Raw genomic sequence first — 22,661 nt, forward strand, 5'->3', positions numbered from 1 at the left:
GCGCGCCCAGATTTAGGGAAGCGCGCCGCCAATTACCAGTCGAGCCGTGCGCTACCGCGGAAGATCGCGTCGAATTCGGGCTGAAAGCCGCGCCCGTCGGCCAGATGCAGCACCCGCGAGGCGAGCAGGCGGGTGGGCGCCCGCGACCCCTTGATGCCGCGGATCAGGATGCGGCTGGCGGCATCGGCGTCGCGGGGCACCAGTGGCAGGACGTGCACGGCGCCGAAACGGCGCGCAAAGGCCGCCAGCAGGGCCGGCAGGCCCTCGGCGGGGTAGATGAAGATGATTTCGCCGCCGGGTGCAGCGGTCGAGGCAGCCGTGCGCACCCAGAGGTCGAGCGCATCGGGTGGCATATGCCGGGCGGCGCTGCGTTCGCTGGAGGGCGCGGTGCCGCGGGCCGGATCGAAAAAGGGCGGGTTGGCGATCACGGTGGTGAAGCTGTCGGGCGACAGCCCGGCATCGACGCGGGCGAGACCGGAGGCCGTGATATCGACATGGGCGGCGCGGGCCCGACCGGTAAAGCCGTTCTCGGTGATGTTCTGCCCGGCCAGAGCGGCCGTGGGGGCATCGATTTCGGCGAGTGTGCCAACCAGGCCGGGATTGAGGGCGAAGGCTACCAGCCCGGCGGTCCCGACGCCGGCGCCCAGGTCGAGCAGGCTGGCGCTGCCGCGATCGACCGCCGCCCCGAGAAGCACCGAATCCAGCCCGGCCCGGAAGCCGTTGCGCGGTTGCGACAGATTCAACCGGCCGCCGAGAAAGGCGTCGCGCGTCAGCGTTTGTTGTTTTACAAAATCGGTAGCGTGGTCTAGGGACATTCGCACCAGGTTGCCGGTTGCACGGGAAGCTATCTAGCCCGCAATGTACCGCTCAAACGAGGAATTTATGGCAACTTCGTCAGCAGCGGCGACCAAACAAGCGACCGGCGCGGGCGCGCTGGATCGTCTGCTCGCCGTCACGCAGGGGGATATGGAGCGCGTCAACGCGCTGATCCTCAAGCGTGCCGAGTCCCATGTCGAGATGGTGCCGCAACTGGCCCGCTACCTGATCGAAGCCGGCGGCAAGCGGTTGCGACCCATGCTGACGGTGGCGGTGGCGCAGCTGTTCGGCAAAGGCAAGGGCGCCGAAATCAACTACGCGGCAGCCGTCGAGTTCATGCACAATGCCACGCTGCTGCACGACGACGTGGTCGACGAGAGCGACATGCGCCGCGGCCGGCCGGCGGCGCGGATGATCTGGGGCAACCAGGCCAGCGTGCTGGTGGGCGACTTCCTGCTCGGTCAGGCCTTCATGATGATGGTGGAAGCCGGCGATATCAACGCGTTGGGCGTGCTCTCCAAGGCAGCAACCATCATTGCCGAGGGGGAAGTGTTCCAGCTGGCCAAGGCCAAGGACCTCGACACCACCGCCGAAGAGTATCGTCAGGTGATCCAGGCCAAGACGGCGACGCTGTTTGCCGCCGCGGCGGAGGTCGGGGCGATGGCCGGCGGCGCCGACGCGGCCGGATGCGAGGCGATGCGCGTCTATGGCGAGGAGCTCGGGCTGGCGTTTCAGCTGGTCGACGACGTGCTCGACTATCGCGGTGAGAGCGGCACGCTGGGCAAGAATACCGGCGACGACCTGCGCGAAGGCAAGATGACGCTGCCGGTGATCCTCGCATTGGGGGACGCCAACCCCGCCGAGCGGGAGATCATCGCCTCGGCGCTGGGGCAGAGCGAAACGCCGGATGGCGTGCTCGAGAAGGTGGTGGCGATCTTCAACCGCCACAAGAGCCTCGACCGGACCGTGGCGCAGGCCGACGAGCATGTGCGCAAGGCGCGCGCCGCCCTCGCCCCCCTGCCCGCGTCCGAGATGCGGACGCTGCTCAGCGACATCGCCGATTTCTACGTCGGACGCGCTTACTAGGTACGGGCGCCGGGGCGTTGCCCCTGATACAAAGGTTCGTTCGCGATTGAATCGCCCTGCCGCTCTCGGCATTGCTGCTTGCTCTCTCCACCGCCCGCTTGCTCCACCCCCATCGTCAGTGCGGCGGAGGGATGGGTCCTCGGGTCAAGCCCGAGGATGACGGTGGTTGGGGTGGGACTGTGAACGTGCCGAGTTGCGTTCCCGCCTCGTGGTTCGACAAGCTCAGCATGAGGCTCGTTGGGCACGGGCATGCTGACTTCATCGGGACAACCCGTAGACCTCACCCTGAACGTGTCGAAGGACGAGGTCGTGGTGCGGATAGTTGCGATCCGTGCGCGGGCCAGCCAGATCCTACTCGCGGCGCAGCGCTTCGATCGGATTGAGACGGGCGGCCTGGCGGGCCGGGAAATAGCCGAAGATCACGCCGATAACGGCCGAGAAGGCGGAGGCCCCGAAAACGACGATCGGATCGATGACGAAGGGCACTGCGAGGAAGCTGCCGGCAATGGCGGCGAGGGCAAGCCCGAGACCGATGCCGATGATGCCGCCGAACAGCGACAGCGCGATGGCCTCGACCAGAAACTGCATCAGAATCTGGCTTTCGGACGCGCCGATGGCGAGGCGGATTCCGATTTCCTTGGTTCGTTCGGTGACCGACACCAGCATGATGTTCATGATGCCGATACCGCCCACCAGCAGACTGACCCCGGCCACGGCGGCGAGCAGGCCGGTGAGAATGCCGGTGACCGTGGAGAGCATGGATGCCACCTGTTCCATGTCGAAGACATTGAAATCGTCGTCCTCGCCGGAGGCGATCTGACGGCGTTCACGCATCAGCAACTCGATGTCGCGGATCACTTTTTCGGTCGAAAACCCCTCGCGGACGGCGACATAGATCATGTTCACATCGGCATTGCCGGCGACGCGACGCTGGAAAGTGCGCAATGGCATGATGACGGTGTCGTCCTGGTCGGAGCCGAAGCTTGAACCGCCGCGGGAAGCGAGAAGGCCGATGATGCGGCAGGAGATCTGGCCGACGCGAATGGTCTCGCCGATGGGATCGCCGGCGCCGAAGAACACTTCTCTGGTGGTATCGCCGATGATGCAGGCAGCGCTGCCGGCCTGAAGTTCGCTTTCGTAAAAATCGCGGCCGCTCTCGAGCGGCCAGTCGCGGGCGATGAAATAGCGATTGTCGGTGCCAGTGACCACGGAGGTATGGTGCTCGGCGCCGAATACCAGGGTCATCGACTGCGACGCATAGGGCGCTGCAGTCTGGGTGCCGGGAATCTGATTGGCAATGGCGTCGACGTCGCGAATGGTGAAGCGCGCCGAGCTGGCGCTGCCCGAGGCGGGGCCGCCGGCGACCTGTCCGGGCAGGACCATCAGCAGGTTGCTGCCCAGTTGCGCGACTTCGGTACTGACCCGCACTGTGGTGCCCTGCCCCAGCGTCACCATGGCGATAACGGCGGCGACGCCGATCACCACGCCCAGCACGGTCAGCGAGGAGCGCATGGCATTTCGAAAGATCGCCTGAATAGCCAGCCTGCCGGTTTCCACGATCATCTCAGGCGGCTCCCTTCGTCACGGCATCGGACTCGATGCGCCCGTCGCGGAAGCTGATCAGCCGGTCGGCATAGGCTGCCATGTCCGGCTCATGGGTCACCATGACGATGGTAATCCCCTCGTCGCGGTTGAGCGCAACCAGCAGGGTCATGATATCGGCGGCCATGGCCGAATCCAGATTGCCGGTGGGCTCGTCGGCAAGGACGACGTCGGGGCGGCTGACGATGGCGCGGGCAATGGCGACACGCTGCTGCTGGCCACCGGAGAGTTCCGACGGATCGTGGTGTTCGCGTCCCTTCAGGCCGACACGGGCGAGCGCCTCCAGCGCCATGCGGCGCCGGTCTGCAGGCGAGACGCCCTGGTAGATGAGCGGCAGTTCGACATTGTCGAGCGCCGAGGTGCGGGCAAGCAGGTTGTAGCCCTGGAACACGAAACCGAGAAAGTTGCGGCGCAGCAGCGCACTCTGCTGGCGGCCGATATCGCCAACATTGACGCCACCGAACAGGTAGGTGCCGGCAGTGGGGCTGTCGAGACAGCCGATGATGTTCATGGCGGTGGATTTGCCCGAGCCGCTGGGGCCCATGATGGCCACGAACTCGCCACGGGCAATCCTGAGATCGATGCCGCGCAGGGCCTGTACCTCGGCCTCGCCGGCGCCAAAGATCTTGGTGATGCCACGAAGCTCGATGAGTGTCTCTGGCGCCTCTGGCGCTTGGGGCGGCACCGCGCCGGGTGCCATCAGGCCGGGCCCGCGTCGACGATGACACGATCGCCAACGGCGAGGTCGCCGCTGCTTACCGCGGTGAAGCTGCCATCGCTGCTGCCGGGTTGAATACTCACCGGCTCGGCCTGCTCGTTGCGCAGCACCCAGACGGTTCGCTGCCCGGCCGTCTCAGCTGGCGAGACCGTCGGCGCGGGCGGAATGAACCGCAAGGCCGCATTGGGGACGCGCAGCACATCGTGCGACTCCGCAACGACGATGGAAGCGGTAGCGGTCATGCCCGGACGCAGCAACAGGGCGGAATTGTCGACGTCCAGGATGGCCTTGTAGGTCACCACACCGTTGACCGTCAGCGGGGCGTAGCGCAGCTCGGCGATCTCGGCCGGAAAGACCTTGTCCTGGAAGGCCTCGACGGTGAAGCTGGCCTTGTCGCCTTCCGAGACGAGGCCAATCTCGGCCTCGTCAATGTCGACTCGCAACTGCATGCGCCCCAGATCCTCGGCCAGGGTGAACAGCGTCGGAGCGGAGAATGAGGCCGCGAGGATCTGACCGACCTCGACATTGCGATCGAGGATGATGCCGTCGATCGGGGCGCAGATGCAGGCCTTGGCAAGATTGGCTTCGTTGAGCGCCAGATCGGCCTTGGCAATGGCGACGTTGGCAGTTGCGCTCTGCAGCGCGGCAGCGGCACGGGAGAAATTGGATTTGGCGTTGAGCAAGGCCTGATCGGAGGCAACGCCCCGGTCGGCGAGTTGCAGAGAGCGTTCGTAGGACTGATCCATCTCCTCGAGCGTCGCCTGGGCCTCGGCCAGTCGCGCCTCGGCGGCATCGACATTGGCGCGGGCGCGGGTGAGGTTGGCCTCGAGCGTCTCGGTATCGAGCTGGGCCAGGACATCGCCCGACTTGACGGTATCGTTGAAGTCGTAATTGACGGACCGGACCGTGCCCGAGAGCTCGGTGGAGATCTGCACGGTATTGGTGGGCTCTACCGATCCGGTGGCCGTGACGGTGACAATGACATCGCCGCGATCGATGGTTTCGGTCACGTATCGGGAGGCGTTGTCGCCGCCGGCCTGCGGCCACCAGAGCCAGACGCCAGCCGCAACCAGACCCAGCGCCGCGACGGCCAGTGCTGGCCAGATCCAGTTGCGCCGCGGCTTTGCCTTGCGCAACACAGCTTCAATATCAGATGTCGTGGCCGGCACGCGGCAGCTCCTGGGCGCGATCGAAGGCGGGATTTCTCTCGTCCGGGCGCAACCCTGACAGAGCGGGACACGCGGGTATTGACGTACGTCAACCCGCAGCGCGATTTCGGATCTTCGGCCTCGCCTTGCCGGCCGCCAATGGGGGCTAGATGACTGGCGCGGCAGCGACCCAGTAGCCGGGCCAGACGGCACGCAGTTCATGGGCGGCGTTGTGGGCCTGGGCGCTCGAGCCGAAGAGACCGAACACGGTGCCGCCGGAGCCTGACATGCGGGAGAGCATGCACCCCTCAATGGCATTGATGCGGGTGATCAGGTCGCCAATCACCGGCAGCAGGGCGATGGCGGGTGGCTCGAGATCGTTGCGAGTTTCCGACAGCCAGATGCCGAGCTGGGCCGGGCGGGTCAGCGGCTGCGGCAGCGCCGGCATGCCGGGGTTGTCGCGCCGTTGCAGGCGACGGAATACATCGGCGGTGACGACCGGCTGCAAAGGATTGACCAGCACAAGGTGCAGATCCGGAAAGGCCGGCAACGGATGGATGATTTCGCCGACGCCGCGGATCTCGCAGGGGCGGGAGAGGAGGCAGGCGGGCACATCGGCGCCGAGGCCCAGCGCGATGGCCGTCAGATCGGCCAGCGGGATGTCGTCGCCAGCGAGCCCGGCGAGCAGGCGAAGGGCGGCGGCGGCATCGGCCGAGCCGCCGCCGAGTCCGGCGGCAACCGGCAGGTTCTTGCGCAGTTCGATATCGAGTCCGGTCTCGATGCGATCGGGCCAGCGGGCGCGAAAGGCGGCGACGGCGCGGGCCACCAGATTGCTGTCGCCGCTGCCGGCGGCCGTGGCAAACGGCCCGGTGACGCGCAGGCCATCGCGCCTGGCGGGCATGGCCACGATCTCGTCGGCAACATCGGCAAAGACGACGAGGCTTTCGAGCTCATGATAGCCATCGGCGCGGCGGCCGGTGACATGGAGTGCAAGATTGACCTTGGCGGGTGCCGCCTCGATCACCGGGAAATCTGCCGTCAAGCGCCGCAGCCCTAGAGTGCTGCGGGTGGAGCGACGCGGCTGATGGCAGCCTGGCTCTTGTCCAGCCGGGCCGCATCATCTTCCTTGCCTTCGGCCGCCTTGGGCACGACGGGATCGTCGATCGGTCCCTGCGACGGCGAAGAGAGCTTCCGGGCGACCCGCTCGCGCACGGTGCCTTCCTTGTCGACCGAACTGGCGACATTGTACTGGAAGCGGGCCTCCAGCTTGCGGCCCGCCCGATAGTAGGCATCGCCGAGGTGATCATTGATCTCGGGATCATTGGGCTTGAGCATGACGGCCTGTTCGAGCGTCGTCACCGCCTCGTCGTAGCGGCCCAGGCGGTAATAGGCCCAGCCGAGGCTGTCGATGATGTAGCCGTCGTTGGGCGCGGCAGCGACTGCCTTCTGGATCAGTTCCAGCGCTTCGGTGAGGTGTATGCCCTGGTCGACCCAGCTGTAGCCGAGATAGTTGAGCACCTGCGGCTGGTCGGGGCGGAGTTCCAGGGCACGCTTGAAGTCGGCCTCGGCCTTGGGCCACTCCTTGTTGCGCTCGTAGGCAATGCCGCGGACGTAGTAGAAGCGCCAGTCGCCCGGCACGTCGCCCTCGTTCACGGCGATGGCGCGCGAATAGGTTTCGGCGGCGTCGGCATAGCGCTTGTCGGACCGCTGCATGTCGCCCAGCACAGACAGGGCGTCGACATCGGTCGGATTGGCACTGACGATATTGTTCAGCCGGCGGAGCGCCTCGGGCCTGTCGCCCATGGCATCGATGTTCTCGGCGACGCGGACGACGGCAGTGGCCTTCATCGGCGAACCAGCCGGTACGGCATCGTAGAGCGCGTTGGCCGCGGTGTGCTGACCAGAATCATCGAGGAACTGGCCGAGCACCAGCGCAATGACATCGGCCTGCGGATCGAGATAGAGCCCGAGGCGCAGGAAGACCAGCGCCAGTTCGCTATTGCCCTCGCGCGCCAGCGCCACGCCGATGCCGTGGAACATTTCGGCGGCACCGGTCTGCACATTATCGGCAAACGGTCCGGGGGCCTGCTTGCGCTGCACCGCGGCACGCACATTGGCGACCAGCGGGTGGGTCAGGCCCTCGGCGGCAAAGCCGGCCAGTACGGAAGCTGCCTTGTCGAAGCGACCGGCATTGCCGAGCATGCGGGCATAGGCCTCGACGATGCGGGCGACATAGGGATCGGCCTCATAAGCCTTGGCGACCAGATCGATGGCCTCGTCGTGCTGGCCGGCGACGTCAGCCATCAGCGCGCGATGGAAGACGAGGAAATCGCCGAGCCCGTTGGCAACAACGGGTTCAAGGCTGGCGAAGCCGTCCTCGAGCTTGCCCTGCCCGACGAGGGCCCAGGCGCGGATGATCGAGCCGGTAATGCCGGCAAAACTCTGGTTGCCGAGCTTGTCGAGACCGGCAATGACGTCGTCATAGCGCCCCTGCTTCAGCGCCTCGGTAGCGATGACAAGCAGGGCCAGTTCATTGCCTGGGTCGACCTGCAGCATATGCCGCGCCGCATTGGCCGAGTCGGTGATCTGGCCATTGGCGGCAAAGGCGATCAGCGCGGTCTGCACCACCTGCGGATGATCGTAGTCGCCCTCGAGCGCATCGCGCAGATAGCGCGAGGCGGGACCGGTTTCCATCGACATCAACGCTGCCTGGCCGGCAAGGTAGCTGCCGGTGGGACTGGGTTGCTGAGCCTGGAAGGTCACTGCGCCGGCCGCGCCGGAAGTTACGAGGACGGCCACCAGGACGGTGGTGGACAGCAGGCGCGAGATCAGGGTCACAGGCACAGAGCCTCCGGGGTCATTCGGGATAGTGCGATTAGCGCACAAAGATGGGCCATAATACGGCTGCGCCGCAAGAGCGCGCCACAGTTTCGTGAGGCGGTGCGCTCGGCCCCCTACATCCCCGAATAGTTCGGGCCGCTGCCGCCCTCTGGCGGCACCCAGGTAATGTTGCGGGCTGGGTCCTTGATGTCGCAGGTCTTGCAGTGGACGCAGTTGGCGGCGTGGATGCGAAACACCGGCACGCCGCCCTCTTCGGCCATTTCATAGACACCGGCGGGGCAATAGAGCGGCGCCGGTTCGCCATAGCGGGGCAGGTTTTCGCGCACTGGGACGGTGGGATCGGCCAACCGGAGATGCACCGGCTGGTCCTCGTCATGGGCGATGTTGGCGAGAAAGACCGACGAGGCGCGGTCGAAGGTGGTTTTGCCGTCGGCGCGCGGATAGGCGATGGCCTGGACGTCGGCAAGCGGCTTGAGCTTGTCCGAGTCGGCGCTGGCATGTGGCAGGGTGCCAAAGAGCGAGACGCCGAACAGCGCCTGTGTCCACATGTCGAAACCACCCAGCGCCACGCCCAGCAGCAGGCCGAAGCGGCTCCATAGCGGCTTGACGTTCCGCACTTTCGCCAGTTCAACACCGATGCCGGTGGCGAGCACCCTGTCATTGAGGTTTTCGAGCGTGTCGTGGGCGCGACCGGCAACAACTGCCTCGCCGACAGCGTCGGCGACCGCCATGCCGGAACGGATGGCGCTGTGGATGGCCTTGAGGGCGGGCATGTTCATGAAGCCTGCGGCACAGCCGATCAGCGCGCCGCCCGGAAAGGCCAGGGTGGGGATCGATTGCAGGCCACCCGAAGTAATGGCGCGGGCGCCATAGCTGACGCGACGGCCGCCCTCGAGCAGCGGCGCAATGGCCTTGTGGGTCTTGAAACGCTGGAATTCGTCGAAGGGCGAGAGTGTGGGATTGGCGTAGTCGAGATGGGTGACGAAGCCGAGATAGATCTGCCGATTACCGGCGTGATAGCAGAAGCCGCCGCCGGAGGTCTCAAGATCGAGCGGGTGGCCGAGATAGTGATCGACACGGCCGGGCTGGTGCCTTTCGGCCGGGATTTCCCAGATTTCCTTGATGCCGAGGCCGTATTTCTGCGGGCTGGCGGCGGCAAGGTCGAAGGCGGGGATCAGCGCCTTGGCCAGCGAGCCGCGGGCGCCCTCGCCGATCAGGGTATATTTCGCTTCCAGGGCAATACCGCGTGCAAAGCCCGACTTCGGGTTGCCGGCTGCGTCGATGCCGAGATCGCCGGTGATGATGCCGCGCACCTCGCCATCGGGACCCGTGAGGACATCGACGGCGGCGGTCATGGGGAAGATGTCGACGCCGAGCGCGGTGGCCTGTTCGCCCAGCCAGCGGCAGAGGTTGCCAAGGCTGACGATGACGGCGTCGCTGGTGTGCATCTGCGGTGGCAGCATGAAACCGGGCAAGGCGATATCGGCGCCGGCGGTCAGCCAGTGATAGGTGTCGCGGGTAACGGCGGGGCCGACGGGAGCACCCTTGTCGCGCCAGCCGGGGATCAGTTCATCCATGCCGACGGGGTTCATGACGGCGCCCGAGAGGATATGGCCGCCGATCTCGGCGGCTTTCTCGACCACGGTGACGGCCAGATCGGGATGGCGCTGCTTCAGCCGGATGGCTGCCGCCAGCCCGGCCGGGCCGGCGCCGACGATGACGACATCGGTTGGGAGTGTTTCGCGGTCACCGGCCTCGGCCAATCGTCACAATCCTCGGAATTCAGGGTTCGGTCTGGTCGCGCTGGCAGCGCATGAAGGGCTGTGACATAACAGAAGGCATGGCTGAAGATCGACCGCTAAATGACGCCGAAATGCTTGCGGCGCTCGACTGGTATCGGGCGGCGGGCGTCGACCTGAGCGTCGGCGAGGAGCCGGTCGACCGCTTCGCCGCCTCGGTCCCGGCCGCCCGATCGCGGCCGGCCAGCGTGGCGCCGCAGCCGGTCCAGGCGCGTGCGCTGGATACGCCGCCACCGGTGGCGGCGCCGCTCAATGCCGATCCGTCCGAGACGCGGGCGCTCGCCGCCGGCGCCGCGACACTGGATGAGCTTCGCGCCGTGATGGACGCCTATGAGGGGTGCCTGCTCAAGAAGCGGGCGACCCAGCTCTGCTTTGCCGACGGCAACCCGGAGGCCGAGATCATGCTGGTGGGCGAAGGCCCGGGCGAGCAGGAAGACCTGCAGGGCAAGCCCTTCGTGGGCAGGGCCGGGCAGTTGCTCGACAGGATGCTGGCAGCCATCGGGCTGGACCGCAGCAAGGTCTATATCGCCAACATGGTGCCGTGGCGGCCACCCGGCAATCGCAACCCGTCGCCGGAGGAACTGGCGCTGTGCGCCCCGTTCCTGCATCGGCAGGTGGAACTGGTGGCGCCCAGATTGCTGGTGACGCTGGGCAATGTGCCGACCCAGGCGCTGTTCGAGACCAGCCTCGGGATCACCCGGACACGCGGGCAGTGGAAGACGCTGACGATCAATTCCCACAGCGTGCCGGCACTGCCGACCCTGCACCCGGCCTATCTGCTGCGTTCGCCTGCCTCCAAGGCCATGGCTTGGCAGGACATGCTGAGTCTCAAGCAGGCAATCGACCGGGAAAATTCTGTTGCGGGTTGAAGGATTGGCCTGAATTTGGTCTGAGTTGAGGGGCAAGCGACCGCCTGCCCTCGCAGCGGCTTCGGATACGCAGAAGACCCATGACATCAGCCTACAAGATCTACGCCCTGTTTATTGGTTCGGCGCTGCTGATGTTTGGCGGCGGGCTGCAGGGGCTGCTGCTCAGCGTGCGTGGCGCCGAAGAAGGGTTCTCGCTGATGTCGTTGGGCCTGATCGGCACCGGCTGGTCGGTCGGGTTCGTGGCCGGATCGGTGACGGTGCCGATGCTGGTGCAGCGCGTCGGGCATATCCGGGCGTTTTCGATCATGGCCGCCATTGGCACGGTGACGATCCTGCTCAACCTGCTCTGGGTGCAGGATATCGGCTGGATCGTGATGCGGGCCTTTTCCGGCTTCTGCTTTGCCGGCGCGGCGATGATCGTTGAAAGCTGGCTCAACGAGGTGGCGGAGAACCGCAGCCGCGGCACCATTTTTTCGATCTATGTGACCATCAACATGGCGGCCTCGACGATCGGCCAGCTAGCCATGTCGGTCACCGGGACCGGCGGCTATGTGCCGTTCGTGATCGGGGCCATTGCCTTTATCTGCGCCATTCTGCCCAGCGCGCTGACTTCGACGCCGCAGCCGCGGCCGCTGAAGTCGGCAAAGCTCGATGTGCGCCTGCTCTACAAGACCTCGCCGCTGGCGGTGATCGCAAGCTTTGCCTGCGGCATGACAAACGGCAGTTTCGGCACGCTGGCGCCGGTCTACGGATTCAAGACGGGGCTCGATGCGGCCGGCATCGCCCTGCTGTTTGCGGTGACGGCCATCCTCGGCGCCGCAGCGCAGATCCCCTTCGGGCGGCTGAGCGACCGGATGGACCGCCGGCTGGTCATCGTCTTTCTGAGCGGCGGCGCGTCGCTGGTGGGGCTGTTCACGGTGCTGGCGGGGACCACAGGACTGCTGGCGGGGGGCAGCGTGCTGACCTTCGTGCTCTTCGGGCTCTACGGCTTTGCCGCCAATCCGCTCTATGCCATCGCGGTGGCGCACGCCAACGACTTCGCCAAGGACGGCGAGTTCGCGCGGGTGGCCGGCGGCATGCTGCTGATCCTCGGCACCGGGCTGGCCGTGGGACCGATCATTGCCTCGTGGGCGATGGAGCATATTGCGCCGGTCGGGCTGTTCATCGTCACGGCGACATTTCACGGCGCGCTGGCGGTGACGGCGTTCCTGCGCATGAAGGTACGGCCGGTGCGTGATGCGGCCGGGCGCGTGCGGTTCCGGGCGATGAATGCCGAAAAGGGCGTCACCCCGGGTTCGGTCGAGCTCGATCCGCGCGCCGACGAGACGCAGGAAAACCTGCCGCGGACCGCCGCGACGTCGCGCCCGCACGAGGCCGATATCCTGGTGCCCGACCCGCTCAATCCGACGGTGATCGTCGAGGACGTGCCCAAGACCGTAGACGGCGAAGACGCGCCAAAAGAGAAAACGGACAAGAATGTTCAAGAGTGAGCTCGACCAGAGCAAGCCGTTCGTGCCGCTCCGGATTGCGGTGCTCGCCGTCTCGGACACCCGAACGCTGGAGACCGACACGGCCGGGGCCCTGCTCAAGTCGCTGATGGAGGCCGACGGCCATATCTGTGCAGAGCGCGCCGTGGTGCGCGACGATATCCACCAGATCCGCAACACGGTGATGGGCTGGGTGGTCGATCCCGATATTGACGCCATCCTCACCACCGGCGGCACCGGATTTTCGGGCCGCGACGTGACGCCAGAGGCGCTGGAGACGCTGTTCCAGAAGCGGATGGACGGGTTCTCGGTGCTGTTCCATCAGTATTCGGCAACGACAGTGGGCACGAGTTCGCTGCAATCGCGGGCGACGGGCGGGCTGATCGGCGAGACTTTCGTTTTCGTGCTGCCGGGCTCGCGCGGCGCCTGCCGCGACGCCTGGGAAGGCATCCTGCGGGCGCAGCTCGACAACCGGCACCAGCCCTGCAATTTCGTCGAACTGATGCCACGGCTGGCGGAGCGGTAGGCGCTTCCGTTTGCAGCACGGGGAACCAATCAGGATTGGCTTCACCGCTGTCCCGCTTAATTCCATCTATGATGCTCTGGCGCCGCAACCGTCTCATGGCGCCACCATCCATCCCCTCGCACCGCCATCCATCCCCTCGCACCGTCATCCTCGCGCTTGACGCGAGGATCCATGCCGCCGCCGGTGTGAGGGTGAGATGGGTCCTCGGATCAAGTCCGAGGATGACGGTGTTTGGGGCGGGTTGGGGACAATTACGGCTGGGCGGCCGTGTGCCTCGCCGGCTCCAGCGCTTATCCAAGGCCATCTGCGCCCCTTCGCGAGGCCAGCTGTAGGCACCACCTAATGGGGAGGGCAACGCTTTGCCTTTGCAGCGCGTTGTGCACGCAAGCCCCATGAAGAACGCGTTCCAGCTTTTGTTCTTCCTTTGTTCTCTTTTCCGCGTTAGTGTCAATCCATGATGCAGGCCGAATCGGCCCGCCAGGAGACAGACCATGGCAATGCACGTTGCCCCAAGTTTTGAAGCCTTGGAGAAACTGAGCCAGACGCGCGATGCCGATCTGATCGGCCGCAGGCTGCTGGACTCGAGGTCCAATCGTGGCCGCGGGGCGCAGAGCAATCGCGCCGGACGGTTCGAGATGCAGAGCCGCGAAGCGGTGGACGACGGCTGGGGCCAGGTCGAGGAACTGAAGGGTTTCGAGACCGTCGAGCATATCGAGCGGGCGCGAACCATCATCACCCGCAATGACAGTCCCGATATCGGTTTCGACCGCTCTATCAACGCCTATCGCGGCTGCGAGCACGGCTGCTCGTACTGCTTCGCGCGGCCGACGCATTCCTATCTCGGGCATTCGCCGGGGCTGGAGTTCGAGCGCGACATCTATGTGAAGGTCAATGCCGTCGAGCAGCTCAAGAAGGAGCTGGCCGACAAGCGCTACAAGCCCAGGCCGATCGCCATGGGCACCAACACGGACCCCTATCAACCGTCCGAGCGCACCCACAAGCTGACCCGCGAGATCCTGAAGCTGCTGCTGGAGACGCGGCACCCGGCGACGATCACGACCAAATCGGCGCTGGTGGTGCGGGACCTCGACATCCTGCAGCCGATGGCCGAACTGGGGCTCATCCGGGTCGGCATCTCGGTGACCAGCATGGACCACAAACTCAGCCGCAAGATGGAGCCGCGGGCCTCATCGCCGGAAAAGCGGCTTGAGGCGCTGCGGCTGTTGAGCGAGGCGGGGGTGCCGACCGGCGTCATGGTGGCGCCGATCGTGCCGGCCATCAATGATATGGAGCTGGAACGGATCATCGACGCAGCGGCGGCGCAGGGCGTCAGGACGGCGCATGCGATCATGCTGCGGCTGCCGGGCGAAGTGCGGGACATTTTCCGCGAGTGGCTGCTGCGGCACTATCCGGATCGGGTGCGGCACGTCATGAGTCTCGTGCGCGACGTGCGGGGCGGCAAGGACAATGACCCCAATTTCGGCACGCGCTTTGTCGGCGAAGGTCCCTATGCGGTGCTGATGCAGCAGAGACTGGAAAAGGCGCGGGTGCGCTATGGCCTCGTCGACAAGATGCCAGCGCTGCGCACTGACCTCTTCGTGCCGCCGCGGCTTGAGGACGCACAGCTCGACCTGTTTTGAGCACATGGGCTGCGGCGTCATGGCCGCGAAGGCGGGGCCGGGCGTTTGCAGGTCCAGTGAGCAGGCCCTGTTCCGGCCGGCTGGCCGCCTTCGCGACCCTGACGCCGCGGCGCAGAGCGCCTTTACTGGCGAGGCGGGATCGGCATGCTGGAGACATGCGTGCCGATTCGCCCGATACCGGAAAAGGTCCCGACCTCGCCTTCGAAAGGCGGGCGGTGCGGCGCGGCGCAACGGTGGTGGCCGGTATCGATGAGGCCGGACGCGGGCCGCTGGCCGGACCGGTGGTGGTCAGCGCCGTGGTGTTCGACAGGCGGAAGGTGCCTGTGGGGCTCGATGATTCCAAAAAGCTCACTGCCGCCGAACGCGAGACGCTCTACGACAGGATCATGGCGACGGCGACGGTGAGCATCGTGATGGCGCCGCCGCTGGTGATCGAGCGTCTCAACATCCTTGGCGCCACGCTCTGGGCCATGCGCCAGGCGGTCCTGGGGCTGGCCCTGACACCTGACCACGTGCTGATCGACGGCAATCGCCCGCCCAAGGACATGCCCTGCCCGGTCGAAACCATTATCGGCGGCGACGGCCGCAGCGTCTCGATTGCAGCGGCCTCGATCGTCGCCAAGGTGACGCGCGACCGGATGTGCGCGGTGATGGATTGCGAAGAGCCGCATTTCGGCTTTGCCAGCCACAAGGGCTACGCGGCGCCGGTGCATATGGCCGCCCTGACCATGCATGGGCCTGGACGACACCACCGCATGGATTTTGCCCCCTGCGCCCAGGCGCTGCGCCTGAAATCGGTGGCCTGACAGGCGGCGGCAAAGTTGCGACCCTGCCTGCAGAGGACCAGCTAACCCTCTGTTAACCCTGATGCTTAGCCCAGCCTTAACCCTGACGGCCTAGAACGGCATGGTTAGTGCTGCGTTAGGGTTATCAGTATGTTGCGTACCGCGCGTCAAATGGACGAAGCCGCCACGGCGGACCAGGCTCACCTGCCGATCGACACCATTCTGGTCGGTGACTGCATCAAGCAAATGAACGCCCTGCCGGCCGGTTCGGTCGACCTGATCTTCGCCGATCCACCTTACAATCTGCAGCTCGAGCAGGGCCTGACCCGGCCCGACCAGTCCAAGGTCGATGCGGTCGATGACGAGTGGGACAAGTTCGAGAGCTTCGGCCATTACGACGTGTTCACCCGCGCCTGGCTGCAGGCAGCGCGCCGCGTGCTCAAGCCGGACGGAGCGCTGTGGGTGATCGGATCGTACCACAACATCTTCCGGGTCGGCGCGGCGCTGCAGGATCTCGATTTCTGGATGCTCAACGACGTGGTCTGGCGCAAGGCCAACCCGATGCCGAACTTCCGCGGCACGCGCTTTACCAATGCGCATGAGACGCTGATCTGGGCGGCGCGCAGCCAGAAGAGCCGCGTCACCTTCAATTACGAAGCCCTCAAGCAGGCCAATGACGACACGCAGATGCGCAGCGACTGGCTGTTTCCGATCTGCACCGGCGGCGAACGGCTGACCGATGACGCTGGCGACAAGGTGCATCCGACGCAGAAGCCCGAAGCCCTGCTCTACCGGGTGCTGACTGCCACGACCAGGCCGGGCGACGTGGTGCTCGATCCGTTCTTCGGAACCGGGACAACGGGCGCTGTAGCCAAGAAGCTGGGCCGGCATTTCATCGGCATCGAGCGCGAGGACAGCTATATCGCGGCGGCGCTCAAGCGCATCGCCTCGGTCAAGCCCTACAGCGCCGAGACCATTGCGACGGCGCCGACCAGGCGCAGCGCCCCGCGCGTGCCGTTCGGTTCGCTGATCGAGATGGGCATGATCGAGCCCGGGACATTCCTCTACGACGACCGGATGCGCTATTCGGCGCTGGTGCGGGCCGACGGTTCGGTGAGTTCCGGCGAGCACGCCGGCTCGATCCACAAGGTCGGGGCGCTGGTCCAGGGCGCCGAAGCCTGCAATGGCTGGACCTTCTGGCACGCCGAACACCAGGGCCGGCTGGCCCCCATCGATATCTTTCGCGCCGATATCCGGGCGCAGATGGACCGACTATCTGCCTGAGTGGACCTCCAAAAAGCGTCAGGCCTATGAACCGCCGGTTCCGTGCATGGACCGGCGGTCTTCTTTTGCCGCAAGGCCCGCTGCCGCGAGGACCTTGCGGAACAGCGTCGGCAAGGCCTCGCCGGAGAGATCGTGCGGGGCGGCCCACCAGCCGCCTTCAAGGCCGGCGGGATCTACCGTCGCCGACCAGATCTCGAGTTCGAGGCGGAAATGGGTGAAGATGTGTACCACCTGGCCGTGGTGTCTCCAGTCTTCCTGCCGCGGAAAGACAGGGGCTGATTTCTCCGGCAGCCAGGACGAACCGGGGGTTTCGGTCATCTTGGCGAGCAGCCCCTTGTCCGGGCGGCTCTGCAGGTAAACGTCGCCCGAGGGGTCGCGCATGACGAAGGCATGGCCATGGCGGACGGGCCGCTCGGGCTTGACCGGTTTGACCGGGAAGGCAAGCGGATTGCCCTTCGTCCCCAGGCACCCCGCCTGCAGCGGGCAGAGCATGCAGAGCGCGGCGCGCGGCGTGCAGATTGTGGCCCCCAGATCCATCAGTGCCTGGGCAAAGTCGCCGGCGCGCTCCGGCACGGCGGCCTGCACGGTCTGGCGGATCAGGTCCTTGGCCTCGCGAACCGGGGTCTCGAGGGCGAGATAGCGGGCGAGGACGCGATCGACATTGCCATCGACGACGGCAACGCGTTCATCCGAACTGATGGCGGCGACGGCCGCCGATGTGTAGGGGCCGATGCCCGGCAGCGCCGAGAGCGCCGCCGAGGTGCGGGGAAACTCGCCGGTCGTTGCCATGACCGCCTCGGCACAGGCGTGCAGATTGCGCGCCCGGGCGTAGTAGCCAAGGCCGGCCCACTCCTTGAGCACGGCGTCCAGCGGCGCCGTAGCGAGATCGGCGACCGTCGGCCACAGGCTGGTAAAGCGCAGGAAGTATTTCTGCACCGCAGCAACGGTGGTCTGCTGCAGCATCACCTCGCTGAGCCAGATCCGGTAGGGATCGGGCACAATACCGGCGCGGCGATCGGCCGGGCTGACGCGCCAGGGCAGGTCGCGGGCGTGCTGATCGTACCAGGCAAGCACGGCATGCGCGTCGATGGGTGCAGGGTTTTGTCGGGAAGCGGCTTGCGGCATGATAGATGACGAGAGATGAATGAGCCGGCGCCGCGGCGCAAGCGCATTGATCGGTTATCAGCGACGCGTGATCGGCGGGGAAGAGGCGACATGGCTGCAAAGCCCAAGGCGGACACACCGCCCAAGCGGCTCAACCGCACCGTCGACATGGCCGAGGCGCTCAAGGGCGCGCTCGATCCGGCGATGCGCAAGCGCGGCTTTGCCAGCCGCGATATCCTGACCCACTGGGCGGCGATGGCGCCCAAGCCCTATGACACGGTGACCATTCCCGACCGGCTGACCTGGCCCCGCGGCGAGCGCGGCTCGGACGGGGCGACGCTCTATCTGCGCTGTGCGCCGGGCCATGCTTTGGCGGTCAGCCACGAGGGCGCGACGATCGCCCGGTCGATCAATCGCTATTTCGGCTACCTTCTGGTTGCCAATTGCCGCATCTCGGCGGAGCCGTTCACGCCCCGTTCAGCCGACGAGGACGAGGTAGTTCCCCTGTCCGAGCCGGCACGGCGCACCGTCGGCGCGGCAGTCGAGAAGGTGGAGGATAAAGGCGTCAAGGAAGCGCTGCGGCAGCTCGGCCTGGCACTTGCCGGGCGCAGGAAGGGCTGAGAACCGGACACTCCCGGATCACTGCCTCTTGATGCGACTGCCCCCTTGCCGCCACCTTGCTGAAGTGTAGTGTGCGCTACAAATTCAAGAACCGGAGCTAACCAGTGAAACTTACCCGCCGCGACACGCTGATCCTCGCAGCCTCGGCCTCTCTCGCCACGTCACTCGGGCTCGGGTCGGCTCAGGCGCAGGAAGGCACCACCAAGGACGTGGCGGCGCTTGCCGATGTGGCGATCCCCGACAAGGTGCTCGGCCCGGACGATGCCAAGGTTACGGTGATCGAATACGCGTCGCCGACCTGCCCGCATTGCGCGACGTTCGCCAACGACGTCTATCCCAGCTTCAAGGCAGAATATATCGACACCGGCAAGGTGCGCTTCATCCTGCGCCCGTTCATCCGCAATCTGCAGGACGCCGTGGTGTTCCTGCTGGCGGAAGCCGCGGGCGAGGAGAAGTATCACCAGGTCGTCGACACCTATTTCGCCACGCAGGCGACCTGGGGCATTGCCGAAAAGCCGCGCGACGCGCTGCTGGCGGTGGCCAAGCAGCTCGGTTTCACCGACGAGACCTTCGATGCCGCGCTGGCGAATCAGGAGCTGTTCGAGAAGCTCAAGGTGATGCAGGAGCAGGCGGCCAACGAATTCAAGCTGGAAGGCACCCCGACGTTCTACGTCAACGGCAAGCAGTTGACTGGGGACAAGTCGCTCGAGGAGCTCAAGGCGGTCATCGACCCTCTCCTCAGCTAACCGCCATTCTGGTAAAGGCGCGGGATGAAGTTCTCGCGTCTCAAGCTGCACGGCTTCAAATCGTTCTGCGATCCGACCGAGCTCCATCTGGAGCCCGGTCTGTCCGGTGTGGTCGGTCCGAACGGCTGCGGCAAGTCCAATCTGGTCGAAGCGCTGCGCTGGGTGATGGGCGAAAGCTCGTACAAGGCGATGCGCGCCTCGGGCATGGACGACGTGATCTTTTCCGGTTCGGGCAACCGGCCGGGGCGCAATGCCGCCGAAGTCACGCTGGTGCTCAACAATTCCGACCGCACCGCCCCTGCCCTGCTCAACAATGCCGATGTGCTCGAGATCACGCGCAGAATCGAGCGGGAAGAAGGCTCGGTCTATCGCGTCAACGGCAAGGAAGTGCGCGCCCGCGACGTGCAGCTGCTCTTTGCCGATGCCTCGACCGGCGCCCATTCGCCGGCACTGGTGCGGCAGGGACAGATCGGCGAACTGATCGCGGCCAAGCCGCAGCAGCGCCGCGCCCTGCTCGAGGAAGCCGCCGGCATTTCCGGCCTGCACTCGCGCCGGCACGAGGCCGAATTGCGGTTGCGGGCCGCCGAGCAGAACCTCGAACGCGTCGACGACATCATTGCCCAGGTCGAGCAGCAGCTCGAACAGCTCAAGCGCCAGGCGCGGCTGGCGATACGCTACCGCGCCCTGTCGGGCGATATCCGCCGGGCCGAGGCAACGCTCTTCCATATACGCTGGGTGCATGCGCGCGCCGCCGAGAAAGAAGCGGAGGCCGAGCAGGGCCGGCTGGTCAACCAGCTCGCCGAGGCCCAGCATCTCGAGCTGGAAGCGCAGAAGGTGCTGTTCCTCGCCGACAAGGCCGTACAGCCGCTGCGTGAGGAAGATGCTGCCAAGAGTGCGGCGCTGCAGCGTCTCACCATCCTCGCCGAACAGCTGGCCGAAGAGGCCCGCCGGGCCGAAGCGCGGCGCGAAGAACTGGCAGTTCGTCTCAAGCAGGTCGAGGCCGATGCGGCGCGCGAGCGGACGCTGGCCGGCGAGAGCGAAGAGACGCTCAAGACCTATATCGAGGAAAAGGCGCGGCTCGAGGCCGAGACGGCCGGCGAACAGCAGGCCTATGACACGGCGCGACAGGCGGCCGAGGCGGCTCAGGCCGCCGTCGCAGCTGCCGAGGCAGAGGCCCGCAGCGCCGCCGATGCGCAGGCGCAGGTGCGGGCCCGGCGGGCCCAGGCGCAGCGCACGGCCGAAGACGCACGGACGCGGGTGGCGCGGCTCAAGCAGCAGATCGCCGACGTGGTGCAGGAAGCGGCGGGCATTGCCAGGTCGCTCGAGGCCGACGACACGCTCAAGCGGGAGCGGGCGGCGCTGGCAGCCGCACAGGCGGCGACGGCCGATGCCGAAAGCGCGGCAGTGACGGCGGAGAATGCGACGCAGGCGGCACAGGCGGCCGTCGATGGCGCCCGGCCGGCCCTGCAGGAGATCGAGAACCGGCTCAATCGGCTCGACGCCGAAGCGCAGACGCTCGAGCGCATGCTCAAGCGTGGCGGCAGCAGCGCCTGGCCGTCGATCGTCGACAGCCTGACGGTGCAATCGGGCTACGAAACTGCGCTGGGCGCGGCACTGGGCGACGACCTCGATGCCTCACCGGATGCAGCGGCACCGCTGCACTGGGCAGGCCCGCTTGATGGTGCGGGCGACCCTGCCCTGCCCGCCGGCGTGACGCCGCTGTCGCAGATGGTGTCCGGCTCGGCCCTCTTGAAGCGGCGGCTGGACCAGATCGGACTGGTCGAGAACGGCGATGGTCCGCGCCTGCAGAACGAACTGAAGCCCGGGCAACGGCTGGTGGCGCGGGACGGAGCGCTGTGGCGCTGGGACGGGCTGGTCGCAGCCGCCGACGCGCCGAGTGCGGCAGCCGAACGGCTGGCGCAAAAGAACCGCCTGACGGAGCTGCAGGCGGACATCACCGACGTGCGCGCCGAGCGCAACTCGAAGCGGGCCGATGTCGCGGTGCTGAGCGAGGCCCTCGAAAACGCCCGCAGCATCGAGCGCGACAAGCGCGAAGGCTGGCGCCGGGCGCAGCACGCCATCGGCGTGGCCCAGGCCGCCGTCGACAAGGCACAACGGGCAATCAGTGAGTTGACGGCGCGGCAGAGCGCGCTGGAAGAAGCACGGACACGACTCGATACGGGACTCGCCGAAGCCGAGGCCGCACAGGCCGAAGCCGAGAAGGCGCTGGCGGAGGCCCACGACGAGAGCGAGGCAGCCGAAGTGGCGGCAGCCCGACAGGGCCTGCTGACCGCAGCCCGTGACAAGGCCGACCAGGCGCGGCTGCGCCTCGGCACGTTCGAGACGGCGGCGCGGATGCGCAGTTCCCGGCTCGGGCAGATTGCCACGGAAACCAGCAACTGGCAGCGGCGGCGCGAGGCAGCGGTCAACCAGGTGGCGACGCTGGAAGCCCGGCTGGCCGAGGTGGCGGCGCAACTGGCGGCCGCGTCGGCGACACCGGAAAGCTTTGTGGCCCGGCGCGGGGCCATCGACGCCGATATCGCTCATGCCCGGGCGGCGCATCAGGCAGCCACCGACCGGCTGACAGAGGCGCAGAACCGGCATCGCGATGCCGACAAGGCGCAGCGGCTGGCGGCCGAAGGCTTGAGCGGGGCCCGCGAACTGCTCGGCCGGGTCGAGGAGCGGATGAAGGGGCTCGTGGCGCAGCGGCACCAGATCGAGCGTCAGGTCAACGAAACGCTGTCGATCCAGGCCAGCCAGACGGCGCAGGCCGCCGGCATCAAGCCGGAACAGGCGCTGCCCCCCGAGGCGCAGGTCGAGACACAGGTCGAGCGTCTCAAGACCGAGCGCGAGCGGCTGGGCGGGGTCAACCTGACCGCCGAGAAGGAAAGCGAAGAGGTCCGCGAGAAGCTCGACATCATGGTCAAGGATCGCGACGACCTGATCGCGGCGATCGCCAAGCTGCGCGGCGGCATCCAGAGCCTCAACCGGGAAGGCCGGCAGCGGCTCAACGAGGCCTTCGACAAGGTCAACGCACACTTCCAGGAGCTGTTCACGACCCTGTTCGGCGGCGGTACGGCAGAACTGCAGTTCGTCGAGAGCGACGATCCGCTGGAAGCCGGGCTCGAGATCATCGCCCGGCCGCCGGGCAAGAAACCGACCACCATGACGCTGCTGTCGGGTGGCGAGCAGGCACTGACGGCGATGAGCCTGATCTTTGCGGTATTCCTCACCAATCCGGCACCGATCTGCGTGCTCGACGAAGTCGATGCGCCGCTCGATGACGCCAATGTGGAGCGCTTCTGCAACCTGCTCGACACGATGCGGCAGCGCACCGAAACCAGGTTTCTGGTGATCACCCACAATCCGATCACCATGAGCCGGGTGGACCGGCTGTTCGGGGTCACCATGGCCGAGCGCGGCGTGAGCCAGCTGGTGTCGGTTGATCTGACGACGGCACACGCCGTGGCGGAGGCAGGTTGAGAGAATCCTCGCGACCGGGAGATGACTTAATGTCACACCCGAATTGTGGAAGAAAACTCCCTTCTATTTCAATGCGTTACATCGATTTTGGCAGTCTTGACACACT

18 protein-coding genes are annotated in these 22,661 nt (G+C 66.4%); 10 read left to right on the forward strand and 8 right to left on the reverse strand.

Annotation, left to right across the window (positions count from 1 at the left end; translation table 11 throughout):
- Positions 1-32 precede the first annotated feature (32 nt).
- Positions 33-815 (reverse strand): tRNA1(Val) (adenine(37)-N6)-methyltransferase, encoded by a 783-nt coding sequence (locus tag AC0L4C_RS19120; protein ID WP_473401333.1) that lies wholly within the window; start codon positions 813-815, stop codon positions 33-35.
- Between the two features lie 67 nt (positions 816-882).
- Between AC0L4C_RS19120 and AC0L4C_RS19125 the strand changes: the two genes are divergently transcribed.
- Positions 883-1,902: a polyprenyl synthetase family protein gene (locus tag AC0L4C_RS19125; protein WP_473401334.1), complete on the forward strand. Its 1,020-nt coding sequence runs from the start codon at positions 883-885 to the stop codon at positions 1,900-1,902.
- Positions 1,903-2,253: 351 nt separating this feature from the next.
- Here AC0L4C_RS19125 and AC0L4C_RS19130 read toward each other — a convergent pair whose 3' ends face one another.
- The 6 genes from AC0L4C_RS19130 to AC0L4C_RS19155 all read right to left on the reverse strand — a co-directional run bounded on the left by AC0L4C_RS19130 (position 2,254) and on the right by AC0L4C_RS19155 (position 9,974).
- Entirely contained in the window at positions 2,254-3,465 is a 1,212-nt protein-coding gene (locus AC0L4C_RS19130; RefSeq protein WP_473401335.1) for an ABC transporter permease, read from the reverse strand.
- Between the two features lies 1 nt (position 3,466).
- A complete protein-coding gene (locus tag AC0L4C_RS19135) occupies positions 3,467-4,204 on the reverse strand; it encodes an ABC transporter ATP-binding protein (RefSeq protein WP_473401336.1) in 738 nt (245 codons plus the stop codon).
- On the reverse strand, positions 4,204-5,391 hold the full coding sequence (locus AC0L4C_RS19140) for an efflux RND transporter periplasmic adaptor subunit (protein WP_473401338.1): 1,188 nt from the start codon (positions 5,389-5,391) through the stop codon (positions 4,204-4,206). The genes AC0L4C_RS19135 and AC0L4C_RS19140 overlap by 1 nt, the downstream gene beginning before the upstream one ends.
- 145 nt (positions 5,392-5,536) lie before the next feature.
- Complete coding sequence (locus AC0L4C_RS19145) at positions 5,537-6,412, reverse strand: 4-(cytidine 5'-diphospho)-2-C-methyl-D-erythritol kinase (protein WP_473401340.1); 876 nt, start codon at positions 6,410-6,412, stop codon at positions 5,537-5,539.
- A gap of 11 nt (positions 6,413-6,423) precedes the next feature.
- Entirely contained in the window at positions 6,424-8,214 is a 1,791-nt protein-coding gene (locus tag AC0L4C_RS19150) for a tetratricopeptide repeat protein (RefSeq protein WP_473401341.1), read from the reverse strand.
- Between the two features lie 110 nt (positions 8,215-8,324).
- Positions 8,325-9,974: an electron transfer flavoprotein-ubiquinone oxidoreductase gene (locus AC0L4C_RS19155; protein ID WP_473401342.1), complete on the reverse strand. Its 1,650-nt coding sequence runs from the start codon at positions 9,972-9,974 to the stop codon at positions 8,325-8,327.
- A 77-nt stretch (positions 9,975-10,051) separates the two neighbouring features.
- Between AC0L4C_RS19155 and AC0L4C_RS19160 the strand changes: the two genes are divergently transcribed.
- From AC0L4C_RS19160 to AC0L4C_RS19185, 6 genes are all read left to right on the forward strand, one after another.
- On the forward strand, positions 10,052-10,879 hold the full coding sequence (locus AC0L4C_RS19160) for a uracil-DNA glycosylase (RefSeq protein WP_473401343.1): 828 nt from the start codon (positions 10,052-10,054) through the stop codon (positions 10,877-10,879).
- A gap of 80 nt (positions 10,880-10,959) precedes the next feature.
- A complete protein-coding gene (locus AC0L4C_RS19165) occupies positions 10,960-12,369 on the forward strand; it encodes an MFS transporter (protein ID WP_473401345.1) in 1,410 nt (469 codons plus the stop codon).
- Entirely contained in the window at positions 12,356-12,892 is a 537-nt protein-coding gene (moaB, locus tag AC0L4C_RS19170) for a molybdenum cofactor biosynthesis protein B (protein ID WP_473401346.1), read from the forward strand. Before AC0L4C_RS19165 ends, moaB begins: the two co-directional genes overlap by 14 nt.
- Before the next feature lie 497 nt (positions 12,893-13,389).
- On the forward strand, positions 13,390-14,532 hold the full coding sequence (locus AC0L4C_RS19175; RefSeq protein WP_473403559.1) for a PA0069 family radical SAM protein: 1,143 nt from the start codon (positions 13,390-13,392) through the stop codon (positions 14,530-14,532).
- 155 nt (positions 14,533-14,687) lie between these two features.
- Positions 14,688-15,338 (forward strand): ribonuclease HII, encoded by a 651-nt coding sequence (locus AC0L4C_RS19180; protein WP_473401347.1) that lies wholly within the window; start codon positions 14,688-14,690, stop codon positions 15,336-15,338.
- Between the two features lie 132 nt (positions 15,339-15,470).
- Positions 15,471-16,601, forward strand: coding sequence for a DNA methyltransferase (locus AC0L4C_RS19185; protein ID WP_473403560.1), 1,131 nt, complete (start codon positions 15,471-15,473; stop codon positions 16,599-16,601).
- A gap of 24 nt (positions 16,602-16,625) precedes the next feature.
- Here AC0L4C_RS19185 and AC0L4C_RS19190 read toward each other — a convergent pair whose 3' ends face one another.
- Positions 16,626-17,726 carry an A/G-specific adenine glycosylase gene (locus tag AC0L4C_RS19190; protein ID WP_473401348.1) on the reverse strand — a complete coding sequence of 367 codons (1,101 nt, stop codon included), beginning with the start codon at positions 17,724-17,726 and terminating at the stop codon, positions 16,626-16,628.
- A gap of 90 nt (positions 17,727-17,816) precedes the next feature.
- Here AC0L4C_RS19190 and AC0L4C_RS19195 point away from each other — a divergent pair, with 90 nt between their 5' ends.
- From AC0L4C_RS19195 to AC0L4C_RS19205, 3 genes are all read left to right on the forward strand, one after another.
- Positions 17,817-18,326, forward strand: a complete 510-nt coding sequence (locus tag AC0L4C_RS19195; protein ID WP_473401350.1) for a DUF721 domain-containing protein — start codon at positions 17,817-17,819, stop codon at positions 18,324-18,326.
- Positions 18,327-18,430: 104 nt separating this feature from the next.
- Positions 18,431-19,072 carry a DsbA family protein gene (locus AC0L4C_RS19200; RefSeq protein ID WP_473401351.1) on the forward strand — a complete coding sequence of 214 codons (642 nt, stop codon included), beginning with the start codon at positions 18,431-18,433 and terminating at the stop codon, positions 19,070-19,072.
- A 24-nt stretch (positions 19,073-19,096) separates the two neighbouring features.
- A complete protein-coding gene (locus AC0L4C_RS19205; protein ID WP_473401352.1) occupies positions 19,097-22,555 on the forward strand; it encodes a chromosome segregation SMC family protein in 3,459 nt (1,152 codons plus the stop codon).
- The last annotated feature ends 106 nt before the right edge of the window (positions 22,556-22,661 follow it).

The organism is Devosia sp. J20-27, assembly GCF_055808595.1.